The organism is Azospirillum halopraeferens DSM 3675 (genome assembly GCF_000429625.1).
Lineage (GTDB): Bacteria > Pseudomonadota > Alphaproteobacteria > Azospirillales > Azospirillaceae > Azospirillum > Azospirillum halopraeferens.
The window spans coordinates 122,676-147,381 of the sequence record NZ_AUCF01000004.1; the positions used below are offsets into that span (position 1 = coordinate 122,676).

Annotated in this window: 22 protein-coding genes; 11 read left to right on the top strand and 11 right to left on the bottom strand. The window is 70.5% G+C overall.

What is annotated here, in order from left to right:
• Nucleotides 1-192: 192 nt before the first annotated feature.
• Both G472_RS31190 and G472_RS31195 read right to left on the bottom strand, forming a co-directional pair.
• Nucleotides 193-1,854, bottom strand: a complete 1,662-nt coding sequence (locus tag G472_RS31190) for a Na/Pi symporter (protein ID WP_051340395.1) — start codon at nt 1,852-1,854, stop codon at nt 193-195.
• Between the two features lie 14 nt (nt 1,855-1,868).
• Complete coding sequence (locus G472_RS31195) at nt 1,869-2,564, bottom strand: hypothetical protein (RefSeq protein ID WP_156926989.1); 696 nt, start codon at nt 2,562-2,564, stop codon at nt 1,869-1,871.
• Between the two features lie 190 nt (nt 2,565-2,754).
• Between G472_RS31195 and G472_RS0104295 the strand changes: the two genes are divergently transcribed.
• From G472_RS0104295 to G472_RS0104320, 6 genes are all read left to right on the top strand, one after another.
• Nucleotides 2,755-3,612, top strand: a complete 858-nt coding sequence (locus G472_RS0104295; RefSeq protein ID WP_245593389.1) for a glutamate racemase — start codon at nt 2,755-2,757, stop codon at nt 3,610-3,612.
• 86 nt (nt 3,613-3,698) lie between these two features.
• On the top strand, nt 3,699-4,544 hold the full coding sequence (locus G472_RS0104300; RefSeq protein ID WP_029007386.1) for a PRC-barrel domain-containing protein: 846 nt from the start codon (nt 3,699-3,701) through the stop codon (nt 4,542-4,544).
• A 49-nt stretch (nt 4,545-4,593) separates the two neighbouring features.
• Nucleotides 4,594-4,986, top strand: coding sequence for a YgaP family membrane protein (locus G472_RS31200; RefSeq protein WP_051340398.1), 393 nt, complete (start codon nt 4,594-4,596; stop codon nt 4,984-4,986).
• 223 nt (nt 4,987-5,209) lie between these two features.
• Nucleotides 5,210-5,983 (top strand): enoyl-ACP reductase FabI, encoded by a 774-nt coding sequence (fabI, locus tag G472_RS0104310; protein ID WP_156926990.1) that lies wholly within the window; start codon nt 5,210-5,212, stop codon nt 5,981-5,983.
• A gap of 318 nt (nt 5,984-6,301) precedes the next feature.
• A complete protein-coding gene (locus G472_RS0104315) occupies nt 6,302-6,712 on the top strand; it encodes a bacteriohemerythrin (protein ID WP_029007388.1) in 411 nt (136 codons plus the stop codon).
• Nucleotides 6,713-6,788: 76 nt separating this feature from the next.
• Nucleotides 6,789-7,325 carry a PDZ domain-containing protein gene (locus G472_RS0104320; protein WP_156926991.1) on the top strand — a complete coding sequence of 179 codons (537 nt, stop codon included), beginning with the start codon at nt 6,789-6,791 and terminating at the stop codon, nt 7,323-7,325.
• A gap of 23 nt (nt 7,326-7,348) precedes the next feature.
• Here the strand turns inward: G472_RS0104320 and G472_RS31205 are convergent, their stop codons facing one another.
• Entirely contained in the window at nt 7,349-10,333 is a 2,985-nt protein-coding gene (locus G472_RS31205; protein WP_051340400.1) for an EAL domain-containing protein, read from the bottom strand.
• A gap of 218 nt (nt 10,334-10,551) precedes the next feature.
• On the opposite strand from G472_RS31205, the gene G472_RS0104330 reads away from it, so the two are divergent.
• The 3 genes from G472_RS0104330 (at nt 10,552) to G472_RS0104340 (ending at nt 13,659) form a co-directional block, all read left to right on the top strand.
• Entirely contained in the window at nt 10,552-11,964 is a 1,413-nt protein-coding gene (locus tag G472_RS0104330) for a YcjX family GTP-binding protein (RefSeq protein WP_029007390.1), read from the top strand.
• Complete coding sequence (locus tag G472_RS0104335) at nt 11,961-12,974, top strand: TIGR01620 family protein (protein WP_029007391.1); 1,014 nt, start codon at nt 11,961-11,963, stop codon at nt 12,972-12,974. The genes G472_RS0104330 and G472_RS0104335 overlap by 4 nt, the downstream gene beginning before the upstream one ends.
• Nucleotides 12,975-13,101: 127 nt before the next feature.
• Entirely contained in the window at nt 13,102-13,659 is a 558-nt protein-coding gene (locus G472_RS0104340) for an Hsp20/alpha crystallin family protein (RefSeq protein WP_029007392.1), read from the top strand.
• Nucleotides 13,660-13,757: 98 nt separating this feature from the next.
• Here G472_RS0104340 and G472_RS0104345 read toward each other — a convergent pair whose 3' ends face one another.
• From G472_RS0104345 to G472_RS0104370, 6 genes are all read right to left on the bottom strand, one after another.
• On the bottom strand, nt 13,758-14,303 hold the full coding sequence (locus G472_RS0104345; protein ID WP_029007393.1) for an arsenate reductase ArsC: 546 nt from the start codon (nt 14,301-14,303) through the stop codon (nt 13,758-13,760).
• 109 nt (nt 14,304-14,412) lie between these two features.
• The gene (locus G472_RS0104350) at nt 14,413-16,692 is read right to left on the bottom strand and encodes a xanthine dehydrogenase family protein molybdopterin-binding subunit (RefSeq protein ID WP_051340402.1); all 2,280 of its coding nucleotides are present in this window, start codon (nt 16,690-16,692) and stop codon (nt 14,413-14,415) included.
• Complete coding sequence (locus G472_RS0104355; RefSeq protein WP_029007395.1) at nt 16,689-17,678, bottom strand: FAD binding domain-containing protein; 990 nt, start codon at nt 17,676-17,678, stop codon at nt 16,689-16,691. Before G472_RS0104355 ends, G472_RS0104350 begins: the two co-directional genes overlap by 4 nt.
• A complete protein-coding gene (locus tag G472_RS0104360; RefSeq protein WP_051340404.1) occupies nt 17,675-18,202 on the bottom strand; it encodes a (2Fe-2S)-binding protein in 528 nt (175 codons plus the stop codon). Before G472_RS0104360 ends, G472_RS0104355 begins: the two co-directional genes overlap by 4 nt.
• A gap of 177 nt (nt 18,203-18,379) precedes the next feature.
• Nucleotides 18,380-19,741 carry a hypothetical protein gene (locus tag G472_RS0104365; RefSeq protein WP_029007397.1) on the bottom strand — a complete coding sequence of 454 codons (1,362 nt, stop codon included), beginning with the start codon at nt 19,739-19,741 and terminating at the stop codon, nt 18,380-18,382.
• A gap of 43 nt (nt 19,742-19,784) precedes the next feature.
• A complete protein-coding gene (locus G472_RS0104370; RefSeq protein WP_245593390.1) occupies nt 19,785-20,420 on the bottom strand; it encodes a BON domain-containing protein in 636 nt (211 codons plus the stop codon).
• 312 nt (nt 20,421-20,732) lie between these two features.
• Here G472_RS0104370 and G472_RS39390 point away from each other — a divergent pair, with 312 nt between their 5' ends.
• The gene (locus G472_RS39390; RefSeq protein WP_169732775.1) at nt 20,733-20,903 is read left to right on the top strand and encodes a hypothetical protein; all 171 of its coding nucleotides are present in this window, start codon (nt 20,733-20,735) and stop codon (nt 20,901-20,903) included.
• A gap of 93 nt (nt 20,904-20,996) precedes the next feature.
• Here G472_RS39390 and purU read toward each other — a convergent pair whose 3' ends face one another.
• A complete protein-coding gene (purU, locus tag G472_RS0104380; protein ID WP_029007399.1) occupies nt 20,997-21,863 on the bottom strand; it encodes a formyltetrahydrofolate deformylase in 867 nt (288 codons plus the stop codon).
• A 186-nt stretch (nt 21,864-22,049) separates the two neighbouring features.
• Between purU and G472_RS0104385 the strand changes: the two genes are divergently transcribed.
• A complete protein-coding gene (locus G472_RS0104385; protein WP_029007400.1) occupies nt 22,050-23,813 on the top strand; it encodes a methyl-accepting chemotaxis protein in 1,764 nt (587 codons plus the stop codon).
• Between the two features lie 26 nt (nt 23,814-23,839).
• Here G472_RS0104385 and G472_RS0104390 read toward each other — a convergent pair whose 3' ends face one another.
• Nucleotides 23,840-24,679 (bottom strand): class I SAM-dependent methyltransferase, encoded by an 840-nt coding sequence (locus G472_RS0104390; RefSeq protein ID WP_029007401.1) that lies wholly within the window; start codon nt 24,677-24,679, stop codon nt 23,840-23,842.
• Nucleotides 24,680-24,706: the final 27 nt, after the last annotated feature.

A 24,706-nucleotide genomic window follows, 5' to 3' on the forward strand; every position in this document is an offset into this window, starting at 1 on the left:
TCGGCGAACATATGTAAATCAATGATTACCGTCGTCTTTAATGCATTGTGACATTCAACGGTTGCGGTGGGGTCTGTCCGAAGACGTCATCTTCGATCCGAACGAAATGAACTGCGGTCCGGGTTAATTATTTCGACGTTTGAAATGAAAATGTCGCTTCGCCCGCCGGGGGGATCACCCTGCGCTCCGTTCTCAGGGCGACCCCATCTCATCGGCGGTTGCTTCCATGGCCAGGGACGGCTCCGTCCCGTCGGTGCCGGCAGGGCGGAGCAGCAGGGCAAAGCGGCGGATCAGCCAGACGATGCGTTCGAACAGGGCGGTCTGGGCGAACAGCGCCTGGCGGGCGGCGGCGGACGACGGGGCGTCCGTGCGCAGCAGCGTGGCGCGGGTGCGTTCCATCAGCTCCGACCGGTCGGACGCCAGGGCGATCAGCAGATCGACGTCGGCCGGGTCGGGCGCGTCCACCGTGTCGGCGAGGGTGTCGAGCAGGGCGTGCAGGCTCTCCACCAGGGCGCGGGTCAGGCGGTGGTCGGCCCCGGCGCCGTCGGGGGCGCCGTCGATCAGGGTCGCCAGTTCGTGCACGCTGTCGGCAAGGGAGACGAAGACGTCCTGGCGCGATTGCAGGCGCATGCCGCGCTCCAGCCCCGGCCGGGCCATCGCGCCGTCCAGCAGTTCGGTCTGGAAGGCGTCGATGGCGCGCGCCACCGCACGGGTCGCGGCGTGCAGCTCGGCGCAGGGAACCGACGCGCCGCCGACCCGGTCGTCCCGCACGCCGTCCAGATAGTCGGGCAGGTGGCGGACCAGCCGCGCCTGTTCCTTCTCGACCAGTTCCAGGGCCGATTCGGCGTCCATCAGCGCCTGGTCGTAGAGGAAGCGCGGCCGTGCCAGCACCTCGCCCCGCGACGGCGGCGACAGCCGGTCCAGCAGGCGCGCCACCGGGCCGTAGAAGGGCAGCAGCAGGATCGCCGGAACGATCTGGCAGGCCAGGAACACCCAGGCGACCCGCAGGGTCAGGCCGCTGACGGAATCGTCGATGACGTGGCGCAGCAGCGGCAGGGCGTACAACTCCTCCACCAGGAACACCGGCAGCAGCAGGGCCACCGCCAGGGCCTTGAACAGAGCCTGGAAGATGCCGAGCTGGCGCGGCGTGCCCGCCAGGTTTCCGGCCATCAGGAAGGTGGTGAGCCCGGATCCGAGGTTGGCGCCCAGCACCACCATGATGGTTTCCGCCTCACCGATCAGGCCGGCGCCGGCCATGGTCACTGCCAGCATGGAGACGGTGGCCGACGACTGGGCGACCATGGTCACCGCCGCCCCCACCAGCAGCAACAGGGCCTCCGACGACGCGGCGAAGCGCACGGCCGCCTGCACCCATTCCACGTCGCGCAAGGGGGCGGCGCCGCTCTTGAGCAGTGACAGGCCGAGGAACAGGGTGCCCAGTCCCAGGAGGGCCCCCAGTGCGTGCCGATAGCGCGCCGATTTGTCCAGGTCCAGGTAATAGCCGATGCCGGTGACGCCCAGCAGGTAGAGGACCGCCAGACGCAGATCCAGCACGGCCAGCAGCACCAGCACCGAGGTGCCCAGGTTCGACCAGGCCACCAGCGGCAGCGCCCTGCGCACGCCGATCGCCCCGGCGGTGATCAGGTTGATGACGATGAAGGTCGCGGCGTTGGTGCTCTGGGTCAGCGTTCCCAGCAGCGTGCCGGCAACCGCCGCCAGCACCGGGTTGCCGGTTGCCCGACCCAGGACCGCCCGGAACCGCCGTCCGGCCATGTGCTGCAGGTTGCGGCCGATCAGCTTGACCCCGGTGAAGAATAGCCCGAGACCGCCGAACAGCGTGGCGAACAGATCCACCCGCCGTCTCCCCGTCAGTCCCGGCGCCAGGTGGCGCGGACGAGGATGATGCCGACCAGCGCCACCCCCACCAGCATGCTGGCGACCGCCACCGTGCGCAGCGTGTCGTAGCGCTCCATCCGGGCGGACTCGGTGGTGGCGCGCACCGCGTCGGCGCGCGCCCGCGCCGCCTCGGCCAGGGCATCGATCGTCCGGTCGAACGGACGGTCGATCCCGCGCACCGCCCGGTCCACCGCCGCGACGGCGGCGGGATCGCTGCGGTCGCTGCCCTCCAGCGCCGCCCGGTAGCGCCGGCCCAGCGCTTCGTGTTCGGCCGCCGCTGCCCGCACCTCCGCGGCATCGAGCCCGAGGTCGGCGGCCACGGCGGCCAGTTGGCCGAGCTGTTCGGCCACGCGTCGCTCCTGCGCCTCGAATCCGGCGAGATGGTGCGCGGCGTCACCGGGATCGCTGCCGCGCAGCAGCATGTTCTTCCATTCCTGGACCTGGATCTTGAAGGCGACCTGCGCTTCGCGGGCGGTGTCGGCGGCATGGGCGAGACGCGCCAGCACCTCCCGGTCGCGGCCCTCCGCGTCGCCGGCGTAGCGGATGGCGAACAGGCCGATCAGGCTGTTCACCACGAAGACCGCGATCAACGTTCCCGCCAGGGCGATGATCGACCGCCGCCTGTCACCCGCACCTCCGTAGGTCGGTGTCCGCACCGCTTCGCGCATCGGTCCCTCCATCCCGCCGCCGATCATCGGCGCCCGCATGGCTTGGGTGTACAGCGGGAAATCTTACGTTGTCCACCGCACCCCGACCGCCGGGCGCGCCACGTTCACCCTTGATGCGGCGGTGGGAATCGTGCTTCCCGTGGACGGTCCGCGCGCCAGGGGGCGGCGGCAGGGCGGGGAGACGGATGTCTTGGCGGCGATCGGTGTCTTCGATTCCGGACACGGCGGGTTGACGGTGCTGCGGGCCCTGACCGAGGCCGCGCCGGAGCGGCCCTTCGTCTTTCTGGGCGACCATGCCGCCGCACCCTACGGCGCGCGCACGGACGAGGAGATCTATGCCCTGACGTTGCGCGGGGTGGAGCGGCTGTTCGACCAGGGGTGCCGGCTGGTCGTGCTGGCCTGCAACACCGCGGCGGCGGTGGCGCTGCGCCGTTTGCAGCGGACCTGGCTGCCCGGCCGCCATCCCGGCTGCAACGTGCTGGGCGTGCTGGTGCCGATGGTGGAGGCGATCACCCGCGTGCCGTGGATGGTCGAGGAGCCACCGCCCGAGCGCCCGCACGAGCCGCGCACCGTCGGCATCTTCGCCACGGTGCCGACGGTGGCCAGCGGATCCTACCCCCGCGAGATCGGCAAACGGGCGCCCGACGTGCGCGTCGTGCAGCAGGCCTGCCCCGAGCTGGTGGCGCTGATCGAGAAGGGAGCGCCCGATGCGGTGCTCGAGCCCCACGTCGCCCGCTACGCCGCCGGCCTGATGGAAACACTGGGCGGCGTGCCGCCGGACACGGTGGTGCTGGGGTGCACCCATTACCCGCTGGTGGCCGACCTGTTCGCCCGGGCCCTGCCGCCGGGCGTCGAGGTGCTGTGCCAGCCCACCCTGGTTGCCCGGTCCCTTGAGAACTATCTGGAACGGCATCCCCGCTTCCTGCCCGCACCGATGCCGCCGGGCGAGACGCTGCGTTTTCTCACCACCGGCGACGCCGTTCGGGTGGGGGAACTGGCCGGCCGTTTCTTCGGCCGGCGGACGCCCTTCGAGGGCGTCGGCCCCTGATCCGCCGATGACATCCGGCGCCGCCGGGAACCTCCGGCTTGGCCGTCGTGTTCATGGGGCAGGATTCACGCGAGGCGGAGACCCCGATGCGATCGATGCTGCTCGTCGCCGTCCTGACGGCGGGCGTGCTCGCCGCCGTGCAACCGGCGCGCGCGCAACAGCCGTCGTGCGACGAGCCACTGTCCCGGCTGGATCAGGAGGTCGATGCGCTGGAAGGCGGTGCGGTGCCGCTGCCTGCCCTGACGCGCGACGAATTGGCCGAGCTGGACAGCCTGCGCCAGGCCGCACGGACCCTGGCGCAGGCGGGCAACGCCGATGCCTGCGCGCGCGTGGTGCGCCATGCCCTGGGGGTGGCGGAGACCATTCGAACGCCGCGCCTGCTCTCCGCCGACGGGCTACGGTCTTTGCAGCTTCGCGGGGCCGACGGCGAGGAAGTGGGGGCGATCCAGGAGGTGGTGGTCGACCCGCGCAACGGCCGCATCGCCTACGCGGTGGTCGAACTGGGCGGTTTCCTCGGCATCGGGGAGCGCTATTTCCCGGTTCCCTGGGCGGTCTTCGAGACGGGGGTGCGCGGCGAGGGGCTGGTGCTGAAGGTGCCCCGTGAACGGTTGGTGACCGCTCCGCAGTACACCCGCGACCACCGCCCCGACATGTCCGACCGGCAGTGGGCGCTGGCGCTGCACACCTATTACGGGGTGGAGCCCTATTGGCTCCAGGGCGGCGCCATCCTCGCCGGCCAGGTCGAGCAGGCCGGGCGGAACGCCGAGGCGGTGTCCCGCCTGGAACAGGAGGTCATGCGCCTGTCGCAAAGCGTCGAGCGGCTGACCCACCGGTTGGAAGAGCCTGAACAGCCCGTTCAGACCGCGCCGGACACGCCCGAGCCGGACACGCCCGCAGCGGAGTCCGAGGGGCCGCCGGCCCCGGCGCAGTGACGGCCATCCGAGCGGCCGCGGACCACGAGGACTTCACGAGGAGGCAGCGATGGCGAACCGATCCGACGATTACGAACAGGATCACGATCTCGATCGCATCATAAACGTCGGCCATACCGAACGGCTGGTGTCGCTGGTCAGCGGCGGTGTCCTGGCCGCCCTGGGCATGCGGCGGCCGAACCTGGCCGGCGCGGCCCTGGCCCTGGCCGGCGGTGCCCTGGTGGCGCGCGGCCTGACCGGCTACTGCCCGCTCTACGGACTGGCGGGGACGCGGCGCGGCGCCGGCATTCCCAACGCGGACGTGGAGGAGGGCCGTCACCCCTACGCCCGCCACCCCGGCGACATCTACCGCGAGCCCGGTGAAGGGGACAAGGTCGACGAGGCGTCCGAGGAGTCGTTCCCCGCCAGCGATCCGCCCTCCTACACGCCCGGAACCGCCTGAACCATCCCCGCCGAACATCATGCACATCCATACCGTGTGCTGCGGTGCGGTCGTTGCCCGCAGCCACGGTAGCATGAAGATTTCATTTCACTTGTCGCAAGTTGCGCCGCGGTTGCGAGTGGTTTATGGTGCGCCGCACAAACCCGGTGCGCGCCCGGCCGGCCCGACCACCACGCGAACCACCCGAACGGAACTCACCCGAGCGACAAGGGAATCTGCGGACATGTCGATGACGTCGTTGAAGGGAAAGCGCGGCCTGATCGTTGGCATCGCGAACAAGAGCAGCATCGCCTATGGCTGCGCCAAGGCGTGCAAGGATCTGGGTGCCGAAGACCTGGCAATCACCTATCTCAACGCCAAGGCCGAGGCGCACGTCCGCCCGGTCGCGGAGGAACTGGGTGCGGGCATCTTCATGCCCTGCGACGTCCGCGTCGGCGGCGAGCTGGAAGCGGTGTTCGCGGAAATCTCCCGCACCTGGGGCCGCCTGGACTTCGTCCTGCATTCGATCGCCTTCGCGCCGCGCGACGATCTGCACGCGCGCGTGACCGATTGCTCGCGTGACGGCTTCATGATGGCCATGGACGTCTCCTGCCACTCCTTTATCCGCATGGCCCGCCTGGCCGAGCCGCTGATGCCCGAGGGCGGCTGCCTGCAGACCGTCAGCTTCTATGGCGCCGAGAAGGTCGTCGAGAACTACAACCTGATGGGCCCGGTGAAGGCGGCGCTGGAGAGCGTCACCCGGTATCTGGCGTACGAGCTGGGACCCAAGGGCATCCGCGTGCACACCCTGTCGCCCGGCCCGCTGGCCACCCGCGCCGCGTCGGGCATCGACCATTTCGACGAACTGATGGCCAAGGCCGCCGACCGGGCGCCGCAGCAGCGTCTGGTGACCATCGAGGATGTGGGCGCCTACTCCGCCTTCCTGGCCAGCGATGCGGCGAAGGCGGTCACCGGCTCGCTGATCTATGTGGATGCCGGCTACAACATCATGGGGTGACGGCCGGCGGCGGGGGGCGGTGCGGATTGCCGGACCGCTCCCCGCCGTGGGTGCGTCAAATTGACGTCAGACGAGCGGATGGTTTTTTCCACCGGCTTCTCCGTCGCATAGTGGGCACAGAGTTACCCGAGCAATAATCGGGACCGTCGGACCATCCGCCGGCCGCCGCACCGTGGTCAACATCGTTGCCGTTTCATCGCAGGAATGCACCCCCGGATCGGATCATCCGCAGGGCAGATCAAACGACAACGAAGCGACATTTCGGTTTCATCGCGCGCGCCGGACGATCATCCGCGGCAGCGACGAGCCGGAGGAGCCATGGGTGCCATCATGTGGCGGCGGCAGCTCAGCGTTGGGCAGCCGTCCATCGACGAGGATCACAAGCACCTGATCGAGTACCTGAACCAGCTCGATACGGCGTTGAACGCGCGCGTCTTCCAGCCGCAGCGGGTCGCCGTCATCCTGGTGAAGCTGCTGGAGTACACGCGTGAGCATTTCGCGCGCGAAGAAAAGATCATGGAAGCGGTGAAGTACCCCGGGCTGGCCGAACACCGCCAGCAGCATGCCGAAGGTGTACGCGCCATCAGCGATCTTTCCAATGCCTTTGCCAGGACGCCCAACCACGAGCATGCCGAGCGGATCTACACCTTCACCGCGGAATGGCTGGTGCGGCACATCATCATGCAGGACACCCAGATCACACCCTACGTGCGCGGGGTCTGGCTGTAGCGAAGCGGTGCCCAACGGGCCCCCGGATGCACTATGCTCCGCTCCGTTGCTTGGCTGGACGCGGGGGTGCGCTGTGGTGGAACGGACACGATACGCCGGGTGGGCGCGCTCGCTGCTCGGGGCGGCCTGCCTGATGGGACTGGCCGTCCTGCCGGCCGGCGCCGACGCCGGAAACGGCACCGCCGCGGAGGCGGGCGCCTACGGCCTGTGTGATCCGGCCGCGGCCGCCCGGCTGGCCGGGCGGGGCGGCGCGCTGGGGGTGACGCTGCGGCCGGCCGGAGCCTATCGTCTGCCGGACGGCACCCGGTTCGCCGGAGCGCGGGTCATGGTGGTGGAGCCCGGCGGGGCGGCGGCGGCGGCCGGTATCCGCAGCGGCGACATCCTGTATGCGGTGGACGGCACCGTCTTCGCCACCGCAGACGACCTCCGGCGCTTTCTGGGCGCCCACGCCCCGGGGCAGACCGTGCGCGTCGAACTGCTGCGGCGCGGCACCCGGGCGCGGCTGTTCGCCGATGTGCCGCTGGCCGGCACGGCGACCGACGCCGCTCCCGGCGTCCTGCCGTGGCTGGGCGAGTCCCTGTTCGGCAGCGGCGCGCGGCCGTCCTGCCGCTGACCCGTACGGCGGCCGGGAACGGGTCAGGCCGAATGGGCCTCGCGCCAGCGGCCGCCGTCCAGGAAGCGGGTCTCCAGTTCCTCCGCCGGCAGCGGTCGGGCGATGTGATAGCCCTGCGCCTCATCACAGGCGTGGCGGCGCAGGAAGGCAAGCTGCTCGGCGGTTTCAATGCCCTCGGCCACGACCTTCAGGCCGAGCTGGCGGCCCATGGCGATGATGGTCGCGGCAATGGCGGCGTCGTCGGGGTTGGCGATGACGTCGTCGATGAAGGAGCGGTCCACCTTCAGGGCGGTGATCGGCAGGCGGCGCAGGTAGGCCAGGGACGAATGGCCGGTGCCGAAATCATCCACCGCCACGCCCACCCCCAGGTCGCGCAGGGCGTGCAGCGTTTCCGCGATGGAATCGATGTTGTCCATCATCGTCGTCTCGGTGACCTCCAGCTCCAGCAGGCCGGGATCGATGCCGGTTTCGGACAGTAGGCTGCGCACCGTGCGCAGAGCCGACTCGTCGGTGAGCTGGCGGACGGAGATGTTGACCGCGACGGGCAAGGGGGCGATCTGCCGGGCACGCCAGCGGGCGATCTGGTCCAGCGCCGTGCGCAGCACCCAGTCGCCGATGGCGCCGATCAGACCCGTCTCCTCGGCCACGGGGATGAAGATCGTGGGGGGGATGTATCCCTTCTCGGGGTGTTTCCAGCGGATCAGAGCCTCCAGCCCCAGGAGACGCAGGGTCGCCACGTCCACCTTGGGCTGATAGACCAGTTCGAACTGGTTGCGCTCGATGGCGTCGCGCAGGCTGCGTTCCAGGGCCAGGCGGGCCGCCACCTCCTCGTTCATCTCGGGACGGTAGTAGCGCAGGGTGTTGCCGCCGCCCGATTTGGCCGAGTGCATGGCGGTGTCGGCGTGGCGCAACAGCGCCGCCACGTCGGTGGCGTCGTCCTCGTCGCGGCCGTCGAAGGTGGAGATGCCCACCGACGCGGTGGCGAACAGCGAGTGGCCGCCCACCTCCAGCGGTTTGGCCAGGGCTTCCAGGACGCTCATGCCGATGCGGCCGGCGTCCTTGGGTTCCGCCAGGTCCTCGGCGATCACCAGGAACTCGTCGACGCCCAGGCGGCCGACGGTGTCGGTGGAGCGCACGGCCCCGGCGATCGCCTGCGCCACCGCCTTCAGCAGCCGGTCGCCCACCTCGTGGCCCAGGCTGTCGTTCACCAGCTTGAAACGGTCCAGATCGATGGACAGGGCGGCCAGGCCGGTGCCCTTGCGGCGGGACAGGCCCATGGCGTGGGTCAGCCGGTCCTGCAGAAGCGTCCGATTCGGCAGCCCGGTCAACGGATCGTGCGTCGCCATGTACATGAGCTGCTCTTCGAAGCGCTTGCGCTCCGTCACGTCGGTCATGGTGCCGGTGAAGCGATGGGCGACGCCGTCGCCGTCGCGCAGGCACTGCCCGCGCGCCTCGATCCACACCCAGCTCCCGTCCTTGCGGCGCATGCGGTAGACCGGTGCGTATTCGGTGATCTCGCCGCTCAGATACCGCTCGGCCAGCGCCGCCGTCCATGAGCGGTCGTCGGGGTGGATCAGCACCTCCCAGGTTTCCCCCCGGTCCATCGGAAGCTCGTCGGGGGCGTAGCCCAGCATGGCCACGAACTCCGGCGACCACCACACCCGCCCGGTGCGCAGGTCGGCGTCCCACACACCCGACCGGGTGGCGGTGACGGCCAGCTTCAGGCGCTGCTCGCTCTCCATCAGCGCCCGCTCCGCATCCCGGCGCTCGGTGATGTCGCGCACGACGCAGATGAAGCTGACCCGGTCGCCGAGGCGCATCTGGCTGACGGAGAAGGAGATGGGCACGGTTTCGCCGGACTTGCGCCGGGCGGTCAGCTCCTGGCGGACCACGTCGCTGCGCTCGTCCGGGGCGTGCAGGGAGCGGGCCAGCGCGCGCAGCACATGCGGCAGGTCTCCGTCGGCGAGGCAGCGGTCGAAGGGCAGGCCGGCCGCCTCGTCCGCCCGGTAGCCGAACAGCTCCAGGGCCGCCCGGTTCATCGTCTCCACGCGGTGGCAGGTGTCGATGGTCACGATGCCGTCGGCGACGTTCTCCATGATCCCGCGCAGGCGCAGCTCCCGCTCGCGCACCCGGTCCTCGGCGCGACGGTGGCGTTCCAGCGACTGGCCGAGTCGCAGCAGAAGCCCGTTGATGCTGCGGCCGAGGATGCCCAGTTCATCGTCGTCATGACGGGGCGGGATGGTCACCAGCGTCTCCGACGGCCGGGCCGGGTCGATGCGGGCCAGTTGCTGCGACACCCGCAGGAAAGGTTTGGTCACGGCGACGTGCAGACTGACCACCAGGATGGTGGCGAGGCCGACGGTCCACAGCAGGCCGGCCCACAGGGTGACCGAGGCGCGTTCGAAGAATTCGGCGGCGATCAGCGTCCGGTCCAGCCGCACCCGCAGCACCCCGACGTCCAGGGCGTTGCGCACGACGGTGAGCGGCAGCGCGTACTCCAGCTCCCGCGGCAGCAGGTGTTCGGCCAGCCACGCGCGGGTGCCGCTCTCCGCCGGCCGCTCCCGCAGGGCCAGCACGCTGCCGAAATCGTTGCGCAGCTCGGCCAGCACGATCGGTTCATAGGCGAACAGCCCGTCGAGGACGCGGCCCGCCATGTCCCGGTCGAAGCCGTAAGCCGCCTCGGCGGCCGGCTCGTGCACCGTGCGCATCACCTGGTTGACCAGGACGTCGGTCCGCCGCTCCAGGTGCATCAGGTCGACGATGATCTGTCCCGTCGCCACCAGCAGGCCCAGCACCAGGGTCAGCAGGACGGTGTTGCGGGCCTGCTTGTAGGACAGGCGCCGGCGCATGGGCAGCCGTTCCGGGCCGGGCGACCCGTCACCGCCGCGGCCTCCGGCGCTGCGGGATGCGACGTCGCGGACGTCGTCTCCGGCACCGATCGGGTCCGCCCGCCCGCCGGACCGACGGGTGCGCTGCTGAGGCGGTTCGATCAGCGGCAACGTTGCCATGGGGCGGGGTTGTCCATACGAAGAGGCGCCGGTTCCCGATGGACCGGTCCCGGCGGTTGTGGGTCCGAAGGTATCATATTTGGTTTGGGCGTTTGTTTCACTGCCGATTGATGACGATTGCCGGGGTGCCCGTGCGAATGCCGTCCGGGTTGCGTCATCCCGGGGTTCGCCTATAAGGAATGCGTCGCCCCCCGCCACACGACGGAGCGTGCCGAACCGTGCGAATCCAAGACCTGACCGACCTCACCGGCGCCGGCACCCGCCTGTTCGACCAGCTCGGCGACGCCGCCGGCCGCATGCTGGAAGGGGAAATCCGCCTGGGCGTCACCGGCCTGCGGCGTGCCGGCAAGACGGTGTTCGTCACCGCGCTGGTGGACAACCTGCTGAAGGCCGGCCGGCTGCCGTTCCTCGATGTCATGGCGTCGGGGCGCTTCCGGGCGGCGCGGCTGAAGCCCCAGCCCGACGCGGATGTGCCCCGCTTCGAGTACGAGCGGCACCTGGAGGCCCTCACCGGTCCGGCTCCCGACTGGCCGCAGCCGACCCGGGGGATCAGCCAGCTTCGCCTTGCCATCCGCTACCGGCCGGGCTCGGCCCTGCGCCGGGCGGTGCAGACGGCGTCGACACTGAACCTGGTGGTGGTGGACTACCCCGGCGAATGGCTGCTCGACCTGCCGTTGCTGCGCCTGAGCTTCGCGCAGTGGAGCACCATGACCCTGGATATGGCCCGCCATCCGCCCCGGGCACCGCTGTCGGCGGACTGGCTGGCCTGGGCCGATTCCATCGACCCGGCCGCTCCGGCGGAGGAGGAGGACGCCCGCCGCGGTGCCGCGCTCTACACCGCCTATCTCCACGCCTGCCGCCGCATCGAGCCGGGGCTGAGCCTGATCCAGCCCGGCCGCTTCGTCGAGCCGGGCGACATGAAGAACGCGCCGCTGCTGACCTTCTGCCCGCTGCCCGGCGATCGGCGCGGCCGCCACTCCCTGTGGGCGCTGATGGAGGAACGCTACGACGCCTACAAGACCTCCGTCGTCCGCCGGTTCTTCACCGAGCATTTCGCCCGCCTGGACCGGCAGGTGGTGCTGATCGACGTGCTGGGCGCCCTGAACGCCGGGCCGATCGGCCTGGCGGACATGAAACGGGCGCTGCAACTGAGCCTGGAGCCGTTCCGCCACGGCAGTTCCGGTTGGCTCGACTGGCTGCTGGGCACCCGCATCGACCGCGTGCTGTTCGCCGCCACCAAGGCCGACCACATCGCCGCCAGCCAGCACGGCAACCTGAAGACGCTGCTGGACGGTTTCGTCGCCGAGGCGCGCTCCCACATCCGGTTCGAGGGGGCGGCGGTGGAGACCATGGCCCTGGCGTCGCTGAAATGCACGGACACCGTCATCACCGAACACGAGGGCCGGCAGCTCCGCTGCGTGCGCGGCATTCCCGTCGGGCGCGACCGGCCGACGGTGCTGTTCCCCGGCGACATCCCGCCGGGGCACGAGGTGTTCCCGCCGGGCCGCGAGCGTCCTTACAGCTTCCTGAGCTTCAAGCCGCCGGCCGGGGCGGGGGCGGACGGCCGCGGCCTGCCGCACGTCCGCCTGGACCAGGCGCTGCAGTTCCTGCTGGGGGATTACCTGGAATGACCGAATCCACCCGCGACCGCGACTGGATCGCCCCCATGGAGTTGGACCCTGACGGGTCCGCGCCGCTGCCGGTGGAGGAGGAGGCGCCCGAACCGGTTCCCGGCGTCGAGCCGGAGGTGGAGCGCCTGCCTGCGGTGCGCGCCATGCGCGGTGCCGGCGGCAGCCGGGTCGGGCGCTGGCTGGCCGGGGCGCTGGCGGCCATCGTCGCGGTGGCGCTGGGGTTCGACACCGCCGACCTGCTGGCCCGGTCCTTTGCCACCAGCCTGGCGCTGGGAGTCCTGGTCGCTGCGGCGGTATCGGTCGCGGTGGTGTCCGCCGGCGCCATGCTGCTGCGGGAACTGCGCAGCCTGCGGCGGCTGCGCCGCATCGAGGAGCTGCGCGGCACCGCCGACCGGCTGGAGGGCGAGGCCGGCCATGGCGAGGGCGACCGCTTCGCCGGGGCGCTCGCCCGCCTCTACGACGGCCGCCCCGATCTGGAACCGGTGCTGGTCCGCCTGAAGGACGCCATCACCGACGCTCACGACGACGCCGAGGTGGTGCGCCTGATCGACCGCGAGGTGCTGGCCGGCCTGGACCGGGCCGCCTACCAGCTCACCCTGCGCGCATCGCGGGACACCGCCATTGCCACCGCCCTGTCGCCCGCCGCGGTGATCGACCTGGCGGTGGTGCTGTGGCGCAATCTGAAGCTGGTGCGGGAGATCGCCACCCTCTACGGCGTGCGGCCCGGCTATTTCGGGTCGCTGCGCCTGCTGCGCCGCATGCTCGCCAACCTCGCCGTGGCGGGCGTGGCGGAAAGCGCCCACCACGTGGCGGTGGACGCGCTGGGCGGGTCGCTGGCGGCGGCCATCTCCACGCGCGTCGGGCAGGGGGTCATCAACGGCCTGCTGACGGCCCGCGTCGGCATCACCGCCATGCACACCTGCCGCCCCGTCGCCTTCGGCCCGCACAACCGCCCAAGCCTGGGCCGCATCCGGACGGAGCTGCTGACGCTGCCCAAACAGGTGCTGTGACCGCGGCAGGGTGCCGCACCCCTGTCGCGCCGCATCCCCGCGTGCACCGGTGGTGCTATAGTACGGGGCGAAGGGGTTCGCCCCTTCCGACGCTTCCGGCGCCGTTCCTCATGGATGGAGGGATGCCATGGCCGAGAAGATCGAAACCGCGATGCCGGTGGAGTCCGGCACCACGCGCAGCGTTCCTGCGCCGCGCCGCACCTTCGATCCGTTCGTCGAGATGCGGGAGCGCATGGACCGTATGTTCGACAGCATGTTCGGGACTCTGACACCCTTCGGGCAGCCGTTCGGCCGGTTGCGCGGTGCCGCGCCGCCGGTGGTGATGCCTCACGTCGACATCACTGAAACCGCGGAAGCCCTGACCATCACGGCCGAATTGCCCGGCCTGGATGACAAGGACGTGTCGCTGACGCTGCTGGACGGCGTGCTGACCGTGAAGGGCGAGAAGAGGGCCGAAAAGGAGGAGAAGGACGAAGCGAAGAGCTATCACCTGGTCGAGCGCAGCTACGGCTCCTTCACCCGGTCGTTCCGTCTGCCCGAGACGGTCGACCCCGAGAAGGTCTCCGCCACGTTCGACAAGGGCGTGCTGACCATCACCCTGCCCAGGACTGCCGAGGTCAGGGCGCGGGTCCGCCAGATCCCGATCGGCGGTGCCGGTGAGACCGGCCCCGCGACGACGCACTGACGGGACCGATGGTCAGGACGGCAGAGGGTCGTCCGGTTCGTGTTCGCTGGCGCCCCTCCCCCGGCCCGTCACCGGGGGAGGGGCGCGTCATGTCCGGGTCACCCGAAGGCGCCGGCCTGGACCAGTTCGTCGCGCTCCGCCCGATGGCTGCCGATCTGGTTCAACCGGCTTTGCAGCCCCAGACGGTCGAGCGCGGTGACGCGCAGGCTGCTGAAGATCTTGATGCGGCTCTCCAACTCCACATAGGCACGGCGGTAGGCCTTGAGGATGCGCTCCTCGCCGCCGTCGGTGGCCGACGGATCCTCGATGCCCCAGTGCGCCGTCATCGGCCGGCCCGGCCATTCCGGGCAGGAGGCCGCGGCGATGGTGTCGCACAGCGTGAACACGAAGTCGAAGGCCGGGGCGTCCGGGCCGGTGTAGACATCCCAGCTCTTGGAGTGCAGCCCGTCGGTCTTGTGGTTGAAGGACTGCAGGATGCGCAGGGTGTACGGGCTCACCGCGCCGCTCGGTCGGCTTCCGGCGGAATGGGCGGCGAACCGCCCGTTCGACCAGCGGCGCAGCAGGCATTCCGCCATGATGCTGCGTCCCGAGTTGTGTTCGCACAGGAACAGGACGGTGTAGGTTTTGTCCGGCGTCGCGCTCATGTCCGGGGGCCCCCACGGTTGCGGTGCCGCACCTTGGCGCGGCGGCCGCCCGAGGCCAAGTAAAGGTTTTGTTGCAGATCGGCGAGTGCAACCGCGGGGGCGGTGACGCTTACTCCTCCTGCCGCATCAGGATCTTGTCGAGGGTGATCGGCAGGTCGCGCACGCGCACGCCGGTGGCGTGGAAGATGGCGTTGGCGATGGCGGCGGGAACGCCGACGATGCCGATCTCGCCCACGCCCTTGGCCCCCAGGGGGTTCACCACGGTGTCGCGCTCGTCCACGAAGATCACGTCGATCTCCGGCACGTCGGCGTTCACCGGCACATGGTATTCCGCGAGGTCGTGGTTCATGCAGCGGCCCAGCGTGTGATCGAAGATCGTCTCCTCTTCCAGCGCCATGCCGATGCCCCAGACGACGGCGCCGCTGATCTGGCTGGCGGCGGTGCGCGGATTGATGATGCGCCCGGCGGCGATGGCGCTGACGACGCGGGTCACCCGGACGGTGCCGAGGTCCTCGTCCACGCGCACTTCGGCGAACACCGCGCTGTGGGTGCCCAGCGTGTGACGCGAGCGCGCGACCATGTAGGGCAGGGACATCGCCTCCTCCTCGATGGCCGGCAGGCCGCCGGACCGCATCACGTCGGTGAGGGAGACGCGCCGCACCGGATCAGCGGTGACCACGATGTGGCCGCCGGCGAAGGTGACGTCCCGGGCGCCGGCCCCGCCCAGGGGTGCGCCGTCCATGGCCGACGCCAGGTCGAACAGGCGGGCGCGCACCCGGTCGCACACCGCCTTGACCGCCGATCCCACGGTGGACACCGTCCACGAGCCGCCCTCGATGGGGGCGGTGGGCAGGTCCGAGTCGCCGAGACGGAAGGTCACCGCCTCCACCGGCAGGCCCAGCACCTCGGCGGCGATCTGGCTCATCACCGTATAGGTGCCGGTGCCGATGTCGGCGGTGGCGCTGGACACCGTCAGCCGCCCGTCGAGGCCGAGCACGGCGCGCGCCGTCGCCCGACCCTGCATGGCGTCCCACACCCCGGCCGCCACGCCCCAGCCGATCAGCTCCCGGCCGTCGCGCATGGAGCGCGGCCGGGGCCGGCGGCGGGCCCACCCGAACCGCTCCGCCCCTTGTGCGAAGCAGGCGCGCAATTCCTTGCTGGAAAAGGGCTTGCCGGTGTTGGGGTCGGTGTCCGTGTAGTTCCGCAGCCGCAGGTCGACGGGGTCCACGTCCAGCGCGAAGGCCAGCTCGTCCATGGCCATCTCGATGGCGGGCACGCCGGTGGCGGCGCCGGGCGCACGCTGGTCCAGCGGGGTGGCGCGGTCCAGGCGGACGAGCCGGTAATCCAGCCGGACGTTGTCGCAGCGGTATTGCTGGCCCGACCAGTTCACCACGATCTCCACATAGGTCTCATGGCGGGAGGATTCCTGCACCGCCTCGTGGATCAGGGCGGTCAGGCGGCCGTCGCGCCGGGCCCCCAGCGCCACCCGCTGGATGGTCTCGGGCCGATGCCCGAAGCTGAACATCTGCGGCCGTGACAGCTCCACCCGCACCGGGCGCCGGAGCTGCGTGGCCGCCATTACCGCCAGGAAAAGCTGGTGCTGCGGCCGCAGCCCCGACCCGAAGGCGCCGCCGACGAACGGGTTGAGGACGCGAACCGCCGACGCGGGCAGGCCGAAGACCTTGCAGATGTAGGAGCGGGTGTTCTGCGCCCCTTGCGTCTTGTCGTAGACGGTCAGCGTCCCGTCATCGTGATAGACCGCGGTGGTGGCGTGCATCTCCATGGGGTTGTGGTGCTCGGTCGCCTGGGTGTAGCGGGCGTCGATGCGCACATCCGCCAGCGCCAGCGCCCGGTCGGGGTCGCCGCGCGGCGGCGGCGGCGGCTCGAACCCACCCTTTGCCTTGCCCGGGGTGAAGCTGTCGTGCCGGTGGGCGTGCAGGTCGGTGCGGTGCTCCCGCGCCTCGTAGGTCACCTCCACCAGCCGGGCGGCGTAGCGCGCGGTCTCGGGGCTGTCGGCCACCACCAGGGCAACGGGCTGGAGCGAGAACTGCACCTCGTCGTCACAGAGGGGGCGGAAGGGGGAGCCGCGGGGGGCGTCCCCGTCCTGCCATGTGCGGTCGAACCGGGCGAGATCGGGCCGGTTGCGGTGGGTGAAGACCTCGATGACGCCGGGCACCGCCAGGGCGGCGGCGGTGTCGATGCCGGTGATCCGCCCGCGTGCGATGGCGGCGGAGACCACATAGCCGTGCAGCAGACCGGGAACCGGGTGTTCCGCTGCGTAACGGGCGGCCCCGGTGACCTTGAGCCGGCCGTCGACGCGCGGCACCGGCCGGCCGACGGGACCGCCGGGTTCGGGCAGGAGGTCGGGAATGCGCGGCTTGGCGATCATGGATGCTTCCCTCCGGCGGCCTCGGTCAGCGCACGCACGATGGCGCGACGAGCCAGCCCGATCTTGAAGGCGTTGTGGTCGTGGGCGCGGGCATCGCGCAGCACGATCCCGGCGGCTTCGGCGAAGGTGGCCGGGGTTGCCGGCTTGCCGGCCAGCGCTGCCTCGGCCCCGCTATCCCGCCACGGCTTGTGGGCGACGCCGCCCAGGGCGAGGCGGGCCTCGCGGATGGTGCCGCCGTCGATATCCAGCGCCGCCGCCACGGAGACCAGCGCGAAGGCGTAGGAGGCGCGGTCACGCACCTTCAGATACGTGGAGTGTGCGGCGAACCCCTGCGGTGGCAGGTCGATGGCGGTGATCAGTTCCCCCGGCTCCAGGGTCGTGTCCCGTTCGGGCGTGTCGCCGGGCAGGCGGTGGAACGCGGCGAAGGGAACGGTGCGCTCCCCGTCCGGACCGGTGACCCGTACGGTCGCGGCCAGCGCCGCCAGGGCGACGCAAAGGTCCGAGGGGTGGACGGCGATGCACGAGGGGCTCGCCCCCAGGATGGCGTGGATGCGGTTGACGCCGCCGATGGCGCCGCATCCGCTGCCGGGGGCGCGTTTGTTGCAGGGTGTCGCGGTGTCGTAGAAGTAATAACAGCGGGTGCGCTGCATCAGGTTGCCGCCGTTGGTCGCCATGTTGCGCAGTTGCGGCGAGGCACCCGCCAGTATGGCCCGGGCCAGCATGGGATAGCGGCTCTGCACCCGCGGATCGTAGGCGGTGTCGGCGTTGCGGGCGAGTGCACCCAGGCGCAGGCCACCGTCGGGCGTGTCGTCGATGGTGTCCAGCGGCAGGCGCGAGACGTCGACCAGGGTGTCGGGCCGCAGGACGTCCGCCTTCATGAGGTCGAACAGGTTGGTGCCGCCGGCGACGAAGGCGGTCCCGGACTCACTTCCGGCGGCGATGGCGTCGTCCAGATGGGCGGCCCGGGCGTAGCGGAACGGCCTCATGGTGCGTCTCCGTCCGTGGCGCGGCGGTTCATCACCGATCGGATGGCGGCGACGATGCCGGGATAGGCGCCGCAGCGGCAGATGTTGCCGCTCATCAGCTCACGGATGTCGTCATCGCTGCGCGCCTTGCCCTCGGCCAGCAGGCCGGCGGCCGAGCAGAGCTGGCCCGGCGTGCAATAGCCGCACTGCAGGGCATCGCAGGCGATGAACGCCTCCTGGAGCGGGTGCAGAGCATCGCCCCGCGCCAGCCCCTCCACGGTGGTGACGCTGCGGCCTTCCTGCATCACCGCCAGCGTCAGGCAGGCGTTGATCCGCCGGCCGTCCACCAGCACCGTGCAGGCGCCGCACTGGCCGTGGTCGCAGCCCTTCTTGGTGCCGGTGAGATCGAGGTGCAGGCGCAGAGCGTCGAGCAGACTGGTCCACGGTGCGATCTTCAGGGTGCGCTCTGCCCCGTTGACCGTCAGGGTGACGGCCACCGGCTCCGGCGGCGGGGCCGGGCGGGTGGACCGGGGTGAATCGGGCATGGCGGCTCCGGGGGTTGATGGGCGCGTGATCCCATCAACAACGGCCGGTGCGCTCCGACGTCGCGGTTGCGCCTGCGCCCCGCCCCGGGGCGGTCCGCTCACATCGATCTCTGCCTTGGATTGATCGGTCGGGTTTCACGGCCGGAAAACGACGGACGTGATCATTCTCCGGCCGTATCAATCCAGCATGGGCTGGCCGGTCTCGATGCGCACCAGGGCCGCCAGCAAGGGCGCGCCGACGTCGCGGCGCACGAAGTTGCTGGCCCGCTCCGCAGCGTTGAGCGCCTGCTGGAAGCTGTTGCGCCAGCGTCCGTCGGCGTACAGCACCCGTTCCGCCTTGGCCCGCTGGGCCAGCAGACCGGGGCGGCGGCTGGCGTGCTCCTCCGCCAGGGCGTTCAGGCGTTTCATGACCTCCTGTGCGCCGGCCTTGTCGTCCCGCCGCACGGCGGCTTCCACCAGTTCGGCCAGCGCCTCGCCCTGCACGTCGGTATCCTGGATCTGCTCGGCATAGGCCAGCGCCACGGCGCTTTCCCCGCGCAGGGACAGGCGGCCCAGCACCACCGGGACGGTCCAGGGGTTCTCATCCTGGACGGTACGCAGCAGGCCGAGCGCCAGGTTGGCGTCGCCCAGCTCGGACGCGGCGACCGCCAGTTCGGGCGGGCAGCACTCGCCCCGCGTCTCGCGGAACTTGGAGAACTGCGTCTCCACGGTGTTGAGGAACAGGGTGCGCGCCGGCCCTTCCTTGCCGGCGCGCAGCAGGGCCTGGGCGACCAGCCCCAGCTCCCACGCGCAGCCGCGGGCGTTCGCGAACTGCTTGGCCTCTTCGGCCAGGGTTCCGGCCAGCCCGCCGCTGTCGCCGCGCCAGATGGACGCCTTGGCGATGTCGACGAGGTTGTAGATGCGGGTCGAGCAGTCGTCGATCCGGCGGGTGATGTCGAGGGCCAGCTGTGTCTGCCCCATCAGAGCCAGGGCGCGCGCCACGAACAGGTCCTGGCCCGACGAGGCGGCGGTGTTGCCGCGGCGCACGGCGCTGACGAAGGGGGCCACGATCTCGCGGGCGCGTCCGCCGTCTCCCAGCAGGTCGTAGGCGACGGCCAGCGACAGCCAGTCCCAGCGCGCGGCGGTGATCGGCGTCTCCACCGGCGGCAGCATGTCGCCGATGCGGTGCAGGAAGCACAGCGACGACAGCGGCTCATTGCACACCAGGGCGTTGATGCGCGTGCGGAACTCGTAGAAATCGAAATCGCCGACGAACTGGTTGGTGACGAGCTGCACCGCCAGGTCGCTTTCCGGGTACTTGGTGACGATCTCGCTCAGCAGCTTGTCCGCGTCCTTCAGCAGCCGGCTTTCCTCGGCCATGTCGAGGGTGTTGTCCGCCTGCCGGATGATCTGCATGGCCTGCACGAACAGGCGGTTGGCCGCACCGGGGTCGGCGGCGACCGCCGCGCCGCCGGGCAGCGCCGCGACCAGCACCGCCACCGCCAGGGCGGCGATCCAGCGGCGGGCCGAGCGGAACAGGGCGGTGCGCAGTGGGGCCATTGCGGGTCTTCCGGCCTTCGGGGCGAAGGATGGTCTGGAGCGCTCAGAGACTGACGTGGCTGACGACTCGCTGAACGTAGGGCAGGCGGCGGGCATGGTCGACGACCCGGTCCAGTTCCTCCTGGTTGCGGGCGACGCCCATCAGGTAGACCACGCCGTTCACGGTATCGATGGAGTAGTTCTGCGACCGGATGGCGCCGTCGAAGGTCAGCTTGCCGCGCAGTTGCGTGGAGATCCAGGTGTCGCGGGCGCTGTCGAGCATGCCCGACGCGGTGTCGATCTGGATCTCGTTGATGACCTCCCGGACGCCGCGGACCTGCCAGGCGAGGCGGACCGCGTCCAGGCGCATCTGCGCATCGCTGGCGCGCCCGAGCAGCAGGACCCGGCCGTTGTCCACGGTCATGTCGAGGCGGCGGTGCAGGTCCATCGAATGCTGGAACCACAGGTGATTGATCTGCGCCTGGATCTCCGCGTCGGAGATGAAGCCGCCCAGACCGCGGTCCTGGGACGCGGCCACCCCGGCCCCCACCGCGGCCCCGCCGATGGCGATCGGCGCACAGCCGGCCCCCGCCACGGCCATCACGGCCACTGCGACCACCGCCCACTGACGCCACCACCCCGACACATCAACCCCCTGTCCCGCATCCCGCTGCGACAGCGGGCGGCGCGAAAAAGTCACGCCTGTGTCCGGAATGCAATGGGTTTCTCGTCGTCTCATCACTTTATCCAAGGGTGATGCACGCAGGTTCCACCCGCCACCGGAGCAGGTCCGCACCGTCCCGACGCCACCATCGCATCTGCGAACGGATGGGGTAACCAATGGGAGTGCCCGGCGACATTTTCAAGCGTACCGCCCCTATGACTTGTGGTTAAAATTTGGAAACGCTGTTCTCAGGGACAGAGTCGGAAGAGGAATGGACTCTGCGGAGCGCTTCCTTGAATAATCGCTCGACTCGTAGTAAAATTGATGCAACCAGCTCGGGAGGTTGCGATGTTGAAGAACGTGTTGTTCAACATCATCCGGCAGGAGCAGCGTGAGGTGGAAGAGCGGCTGGAGGAGGAAGGGCGCCGTCCGGCTCCCGATCTCGGCAAATTGACCGCGCTCCGCCAGAAGGCCATGACGCTGCGCCGCGAACTCGAACACTTCCCACCCGAGGCCTGATTCCGCTTTTCTGCGGCGTCCGGCCGTCGTGAGGCCGCCCCCGCGACCGGAATCGGTCGGGGGGCGCTTTCTTTGGGATTCAGCCTCGGGGGCTCAGCGGAAGACCACCGTCTTGTTGCCGTTCAGCAGCACCCGGTGCTCCACGTGGTACTTGACCGCGCGGGCCAGCACGACGTTCTCAATGTCGCGGCCGATGGCGACGAAATCCTCGCCGGTCATGGAATGGTCCACCCGCTCCACCTCCTGCTCGATGATCGGTCCTTCGTCCAGCCCGGCGGTGACGTAGTGGGCGGTGGCGCCGATCAGCTTGACGCCGCGGTCGTGGGCCTGCTGGTAGGGCTTGGCGCCGCGGAAGCTGGGCAGGAAGGAATGGTGGATGTTGATCGCCCGACCCGCCAGCTTGTCGCACAGGCCGGGTGACAGAACCTGCATGTAGCGGGCCAGCACCACCAGGTCGATCTTCTCCTGCTCCACGATCTCCCACAGCCGCTCTTCCTGCTGCGCCTTGGTGTCGGGGGTCACCGGCAGATAGTGGAAGGGCACGTTGTGCCAGGCGGCGAGTTGGTAGAAGTCCCGGTGGTTGGACACGATGGCCGGGATTTCGATGGGCAGGTAGCCGATACGGTAGCGATACAGCAGGTCGTTCAGGCAGTGGCCGAACTTCGACACCATGATCAGCACCCGCTGGCGCCGGGTGGCGTCGTGCAGTTTCCAGGTCATGCGGAACGGCCTGCCCACGGTCTCGGCGAAGGCCGCTTCCAGCGCCACCTGGTCCGGGGCTCCTTCGCCGCGGGCGAAATGCACGCGCAGGAAGAACAGGCCGCTGCTCCGGTCGCCGAACTGCGCGCTGTCGAAGATATTGCAGTTCCGCTCGGCCAGAAAGCCCGACACGGCGAAGACGATGCCGACGGTATCGGGGCACGAGATGGTGAGGATGAATTCGGAGCCGGATTCGGACATGCGCGTGATCTGCGATGCGGTCGTGGTGAGGGACACCCCAACTACCACGGTTGGCCGGCGGATGCATCATTGCTGACGCAGACCGGCCATGCGGCAGGTCATAACGTTGCCCGTCACGCGCAAGGATAATCTTAAGCATTGAAGGCGAATCATCGGTCCCGTGGCGAACCGTCAGGGGAGAACCGGATGTTCGGACGTCTCAGCATCAAGGCCAGGATCGGGCTGATCCTCGGTGTCAGCCTGATCGGCCTGTCGGTGATCGTGGCCATGGCCCTTGCCACCCTGCACGGCCAGATGATGGCCGATCGCGAGGCCAAGGTGCGCAACCTGGTGGAGGTGGGCTCCACCCTCATCAGCCATTACGAGGCGGAAGCCCGCGGCGGCCGCATGCCCGAGGCGGAGGCCAGGGCGGCGGCTCTGGCGGCGCTGGGCGCGCTGCGCTACAGCGGTCAGGAATACTTCTTCGTCCTGGACCGGGCCGGCATCGTGCTGGGGCACGGGGCCGATGCGAAGCTGGTGGGGCGCGACCTGACCGGGGTCACCGATCCCAACGGCGTCCACTTCATCCGCGCCATGCTGGACGCCGCCCGGGCAAACCCGCAGGGCGGCTTCGCCGCCTACGCCTGGCCCAAGCCCGGCGATCCCGACAAGACGCCGATGCCCAAACTCAGTTACGTGCGCACGTTCGCGCCGTGGGGCTGGGTGGTGGCGACGGGGATCTACATCGACGACGTGGATGCCGCTTTCGCCGAAGTGGCGCGGGAACTGATCGGCGCATCGCTGGCCGTGATGATCGCCGGCGTCATCGCCACGCTGTTGATCGGGCGGGCGATCGTCCGGCCGATTCCCCGTATGCAGGCGGTGATCGCCGCGGCCGGCACCGGTGATCTCACCGGCGAGGCGCGTGTCGACGGCCGTGACGAACTGGCCACCATGGCGCGCGACTTCAACGGGCTGATCGGCACCTTGCGCGCCAGCATCGCCCGCGTCGGCGAGGCCAGCGCCTCCGTCGCCTCGGCGTCGGTGGAGCTGAACGCCTCGGCCGGTGACATGAGCCGCAACGCCGAGCGCATGAACGAACGGGCCGAGAGCATCACCCGGGCGGTCAACAGCGTAGCCGGCGCCGTCGACGACCTGTCCTCCATCGCCGAGGAACTGGCGGCCAACGCCGAAGCGGTCGCCGCGGCGGCGGAGGAGATGGGGGCGTCCATCTCAGAGGTGGCGCGCCACGCCACCGACAGCGCCAGGGTGTCCCACAGCGCGGCGGCGGCGGCCGAGCAGGCGCGGTCCGTTCTCGACGGAGCGGACGGAGCCATCCGCCAGGCGGTGGACAACATCCGCGAGATGGCCCGGGCGTCGGGCGAGATCGGCGCGGTCATCAAGGTGATTTCCGACATCGCCGCGCAAACCAACCTGCTGGCGCTCAACGCCACCATCGAGGCGGCGCGCGCCGGCGAGGCCGGCAAGGGCTTCGCGGTGGTGGCGGGCGAAGTCAAGAGCCTCGCCACCCAGTCCGCAAAGGCCACGGAGGAGATCGAGCGCAAGATCACCACGACCCGGGAGCAGACGGATCGCAGCGTCGCCTCCATCGACGAGGTCGCGCGCATGATGGAGCGGGTGGCCGGGGCCCTCACATCGATCAACGAGGTGATCGGGCAGATCGACGCCATCGCCGCCTCGATCGCCCACGAAGTCGACCAGCAGAGCGCTGCCACGTCGGAAATCGGCCGCAACGTCGCCCGCGTCGCCGGTGCCGCCAGGGAGGTGGCCAAGGACACCGCCCAGACCTCGGCTCAGGCGCGGATCGTCAAGGAGTCAGTGGATTTCCTGGCCGGCGTCGCGCGGGACACCGCCGGCGGTGCCACCGAAACGGCGGCGGCGGCCGGCGAACTCGGCCGCCTGGCCACCGACCTGGACCGGCTGGTGGGCCGTTTCAAGCTGCGGGCGTGAGACTCCCGCCGCCCGCGATTTCCGCCTTACTCCCGCCGTCCGGTGCCGATGCGCACATGGGCCGGCAGCGGCACCGTGTCCCCTTCGGCGCGGGCGGTGAAGCGGTCGGCCAGGGCGGCGTCCAGGGCGGCGCGCTCCACTTCGGTCAGCGGGGCGATGCGGGGGCCGAAGGTCATGGCCAGCGTCGCCTGCCACACCGGCTGGCCGCGCGGCGCCCGGCGCACCGGCGTCAGCGCCGTTTCCCCCGCGTCGGCGAAGCCGGCCCGTTCCAGCGCGGCGGTGAGGCTGCCCGGTGCGGCGAAGCGGAAGAGGGCGTCGAGCCGGTGCACCGGATCGGGGCCCAGCCGCTCCTCCACCACCGTGCCGACCAGATCGAACAGGGCGTTGTCGGCCCGTGGCCCCCACACCATCATCGCCAGCCGCCCGCCGGGCTTCAGCACGCGGCGCGCCTCGGCCAGGGCGCCGACGGCGTCGGGAACGAACATCAGGCCGAAGCGGCAGGTGACCGCGTCGAACAGGCCGTCCGGAAAGGGCAGGTGCAGCATGTCCGCCGCCAGGAAGGCCGGTGCGGGGGTGGCGTCGGCGGCACGGCGCACCGCCCCGGCCAGCATGGCGGGGACCAGGTCGGTGCCGACGACCAGCCCGTCCGGACCGGCGCGCCGCGCCGCCGACAGGGCGGGCTCCCCGGCGCCCGACGCCAGGTCGAGGATGCGGTGGCCGGGAGCGGCCCCGGCGGCGTCGAGCAGCGGCCGGTTCAGCTTATCCGCCAGTTCGGCCATGGGATCGGCCCAGCGGTCCCAGTGACCGGCGGCCGCCGACCAGCGTGTGCGTTCGGCCGAACCGTCGACCGGCGGGGGCAGGGTCATGGGCGGGAAACCGTCGAAGGGGTGGGG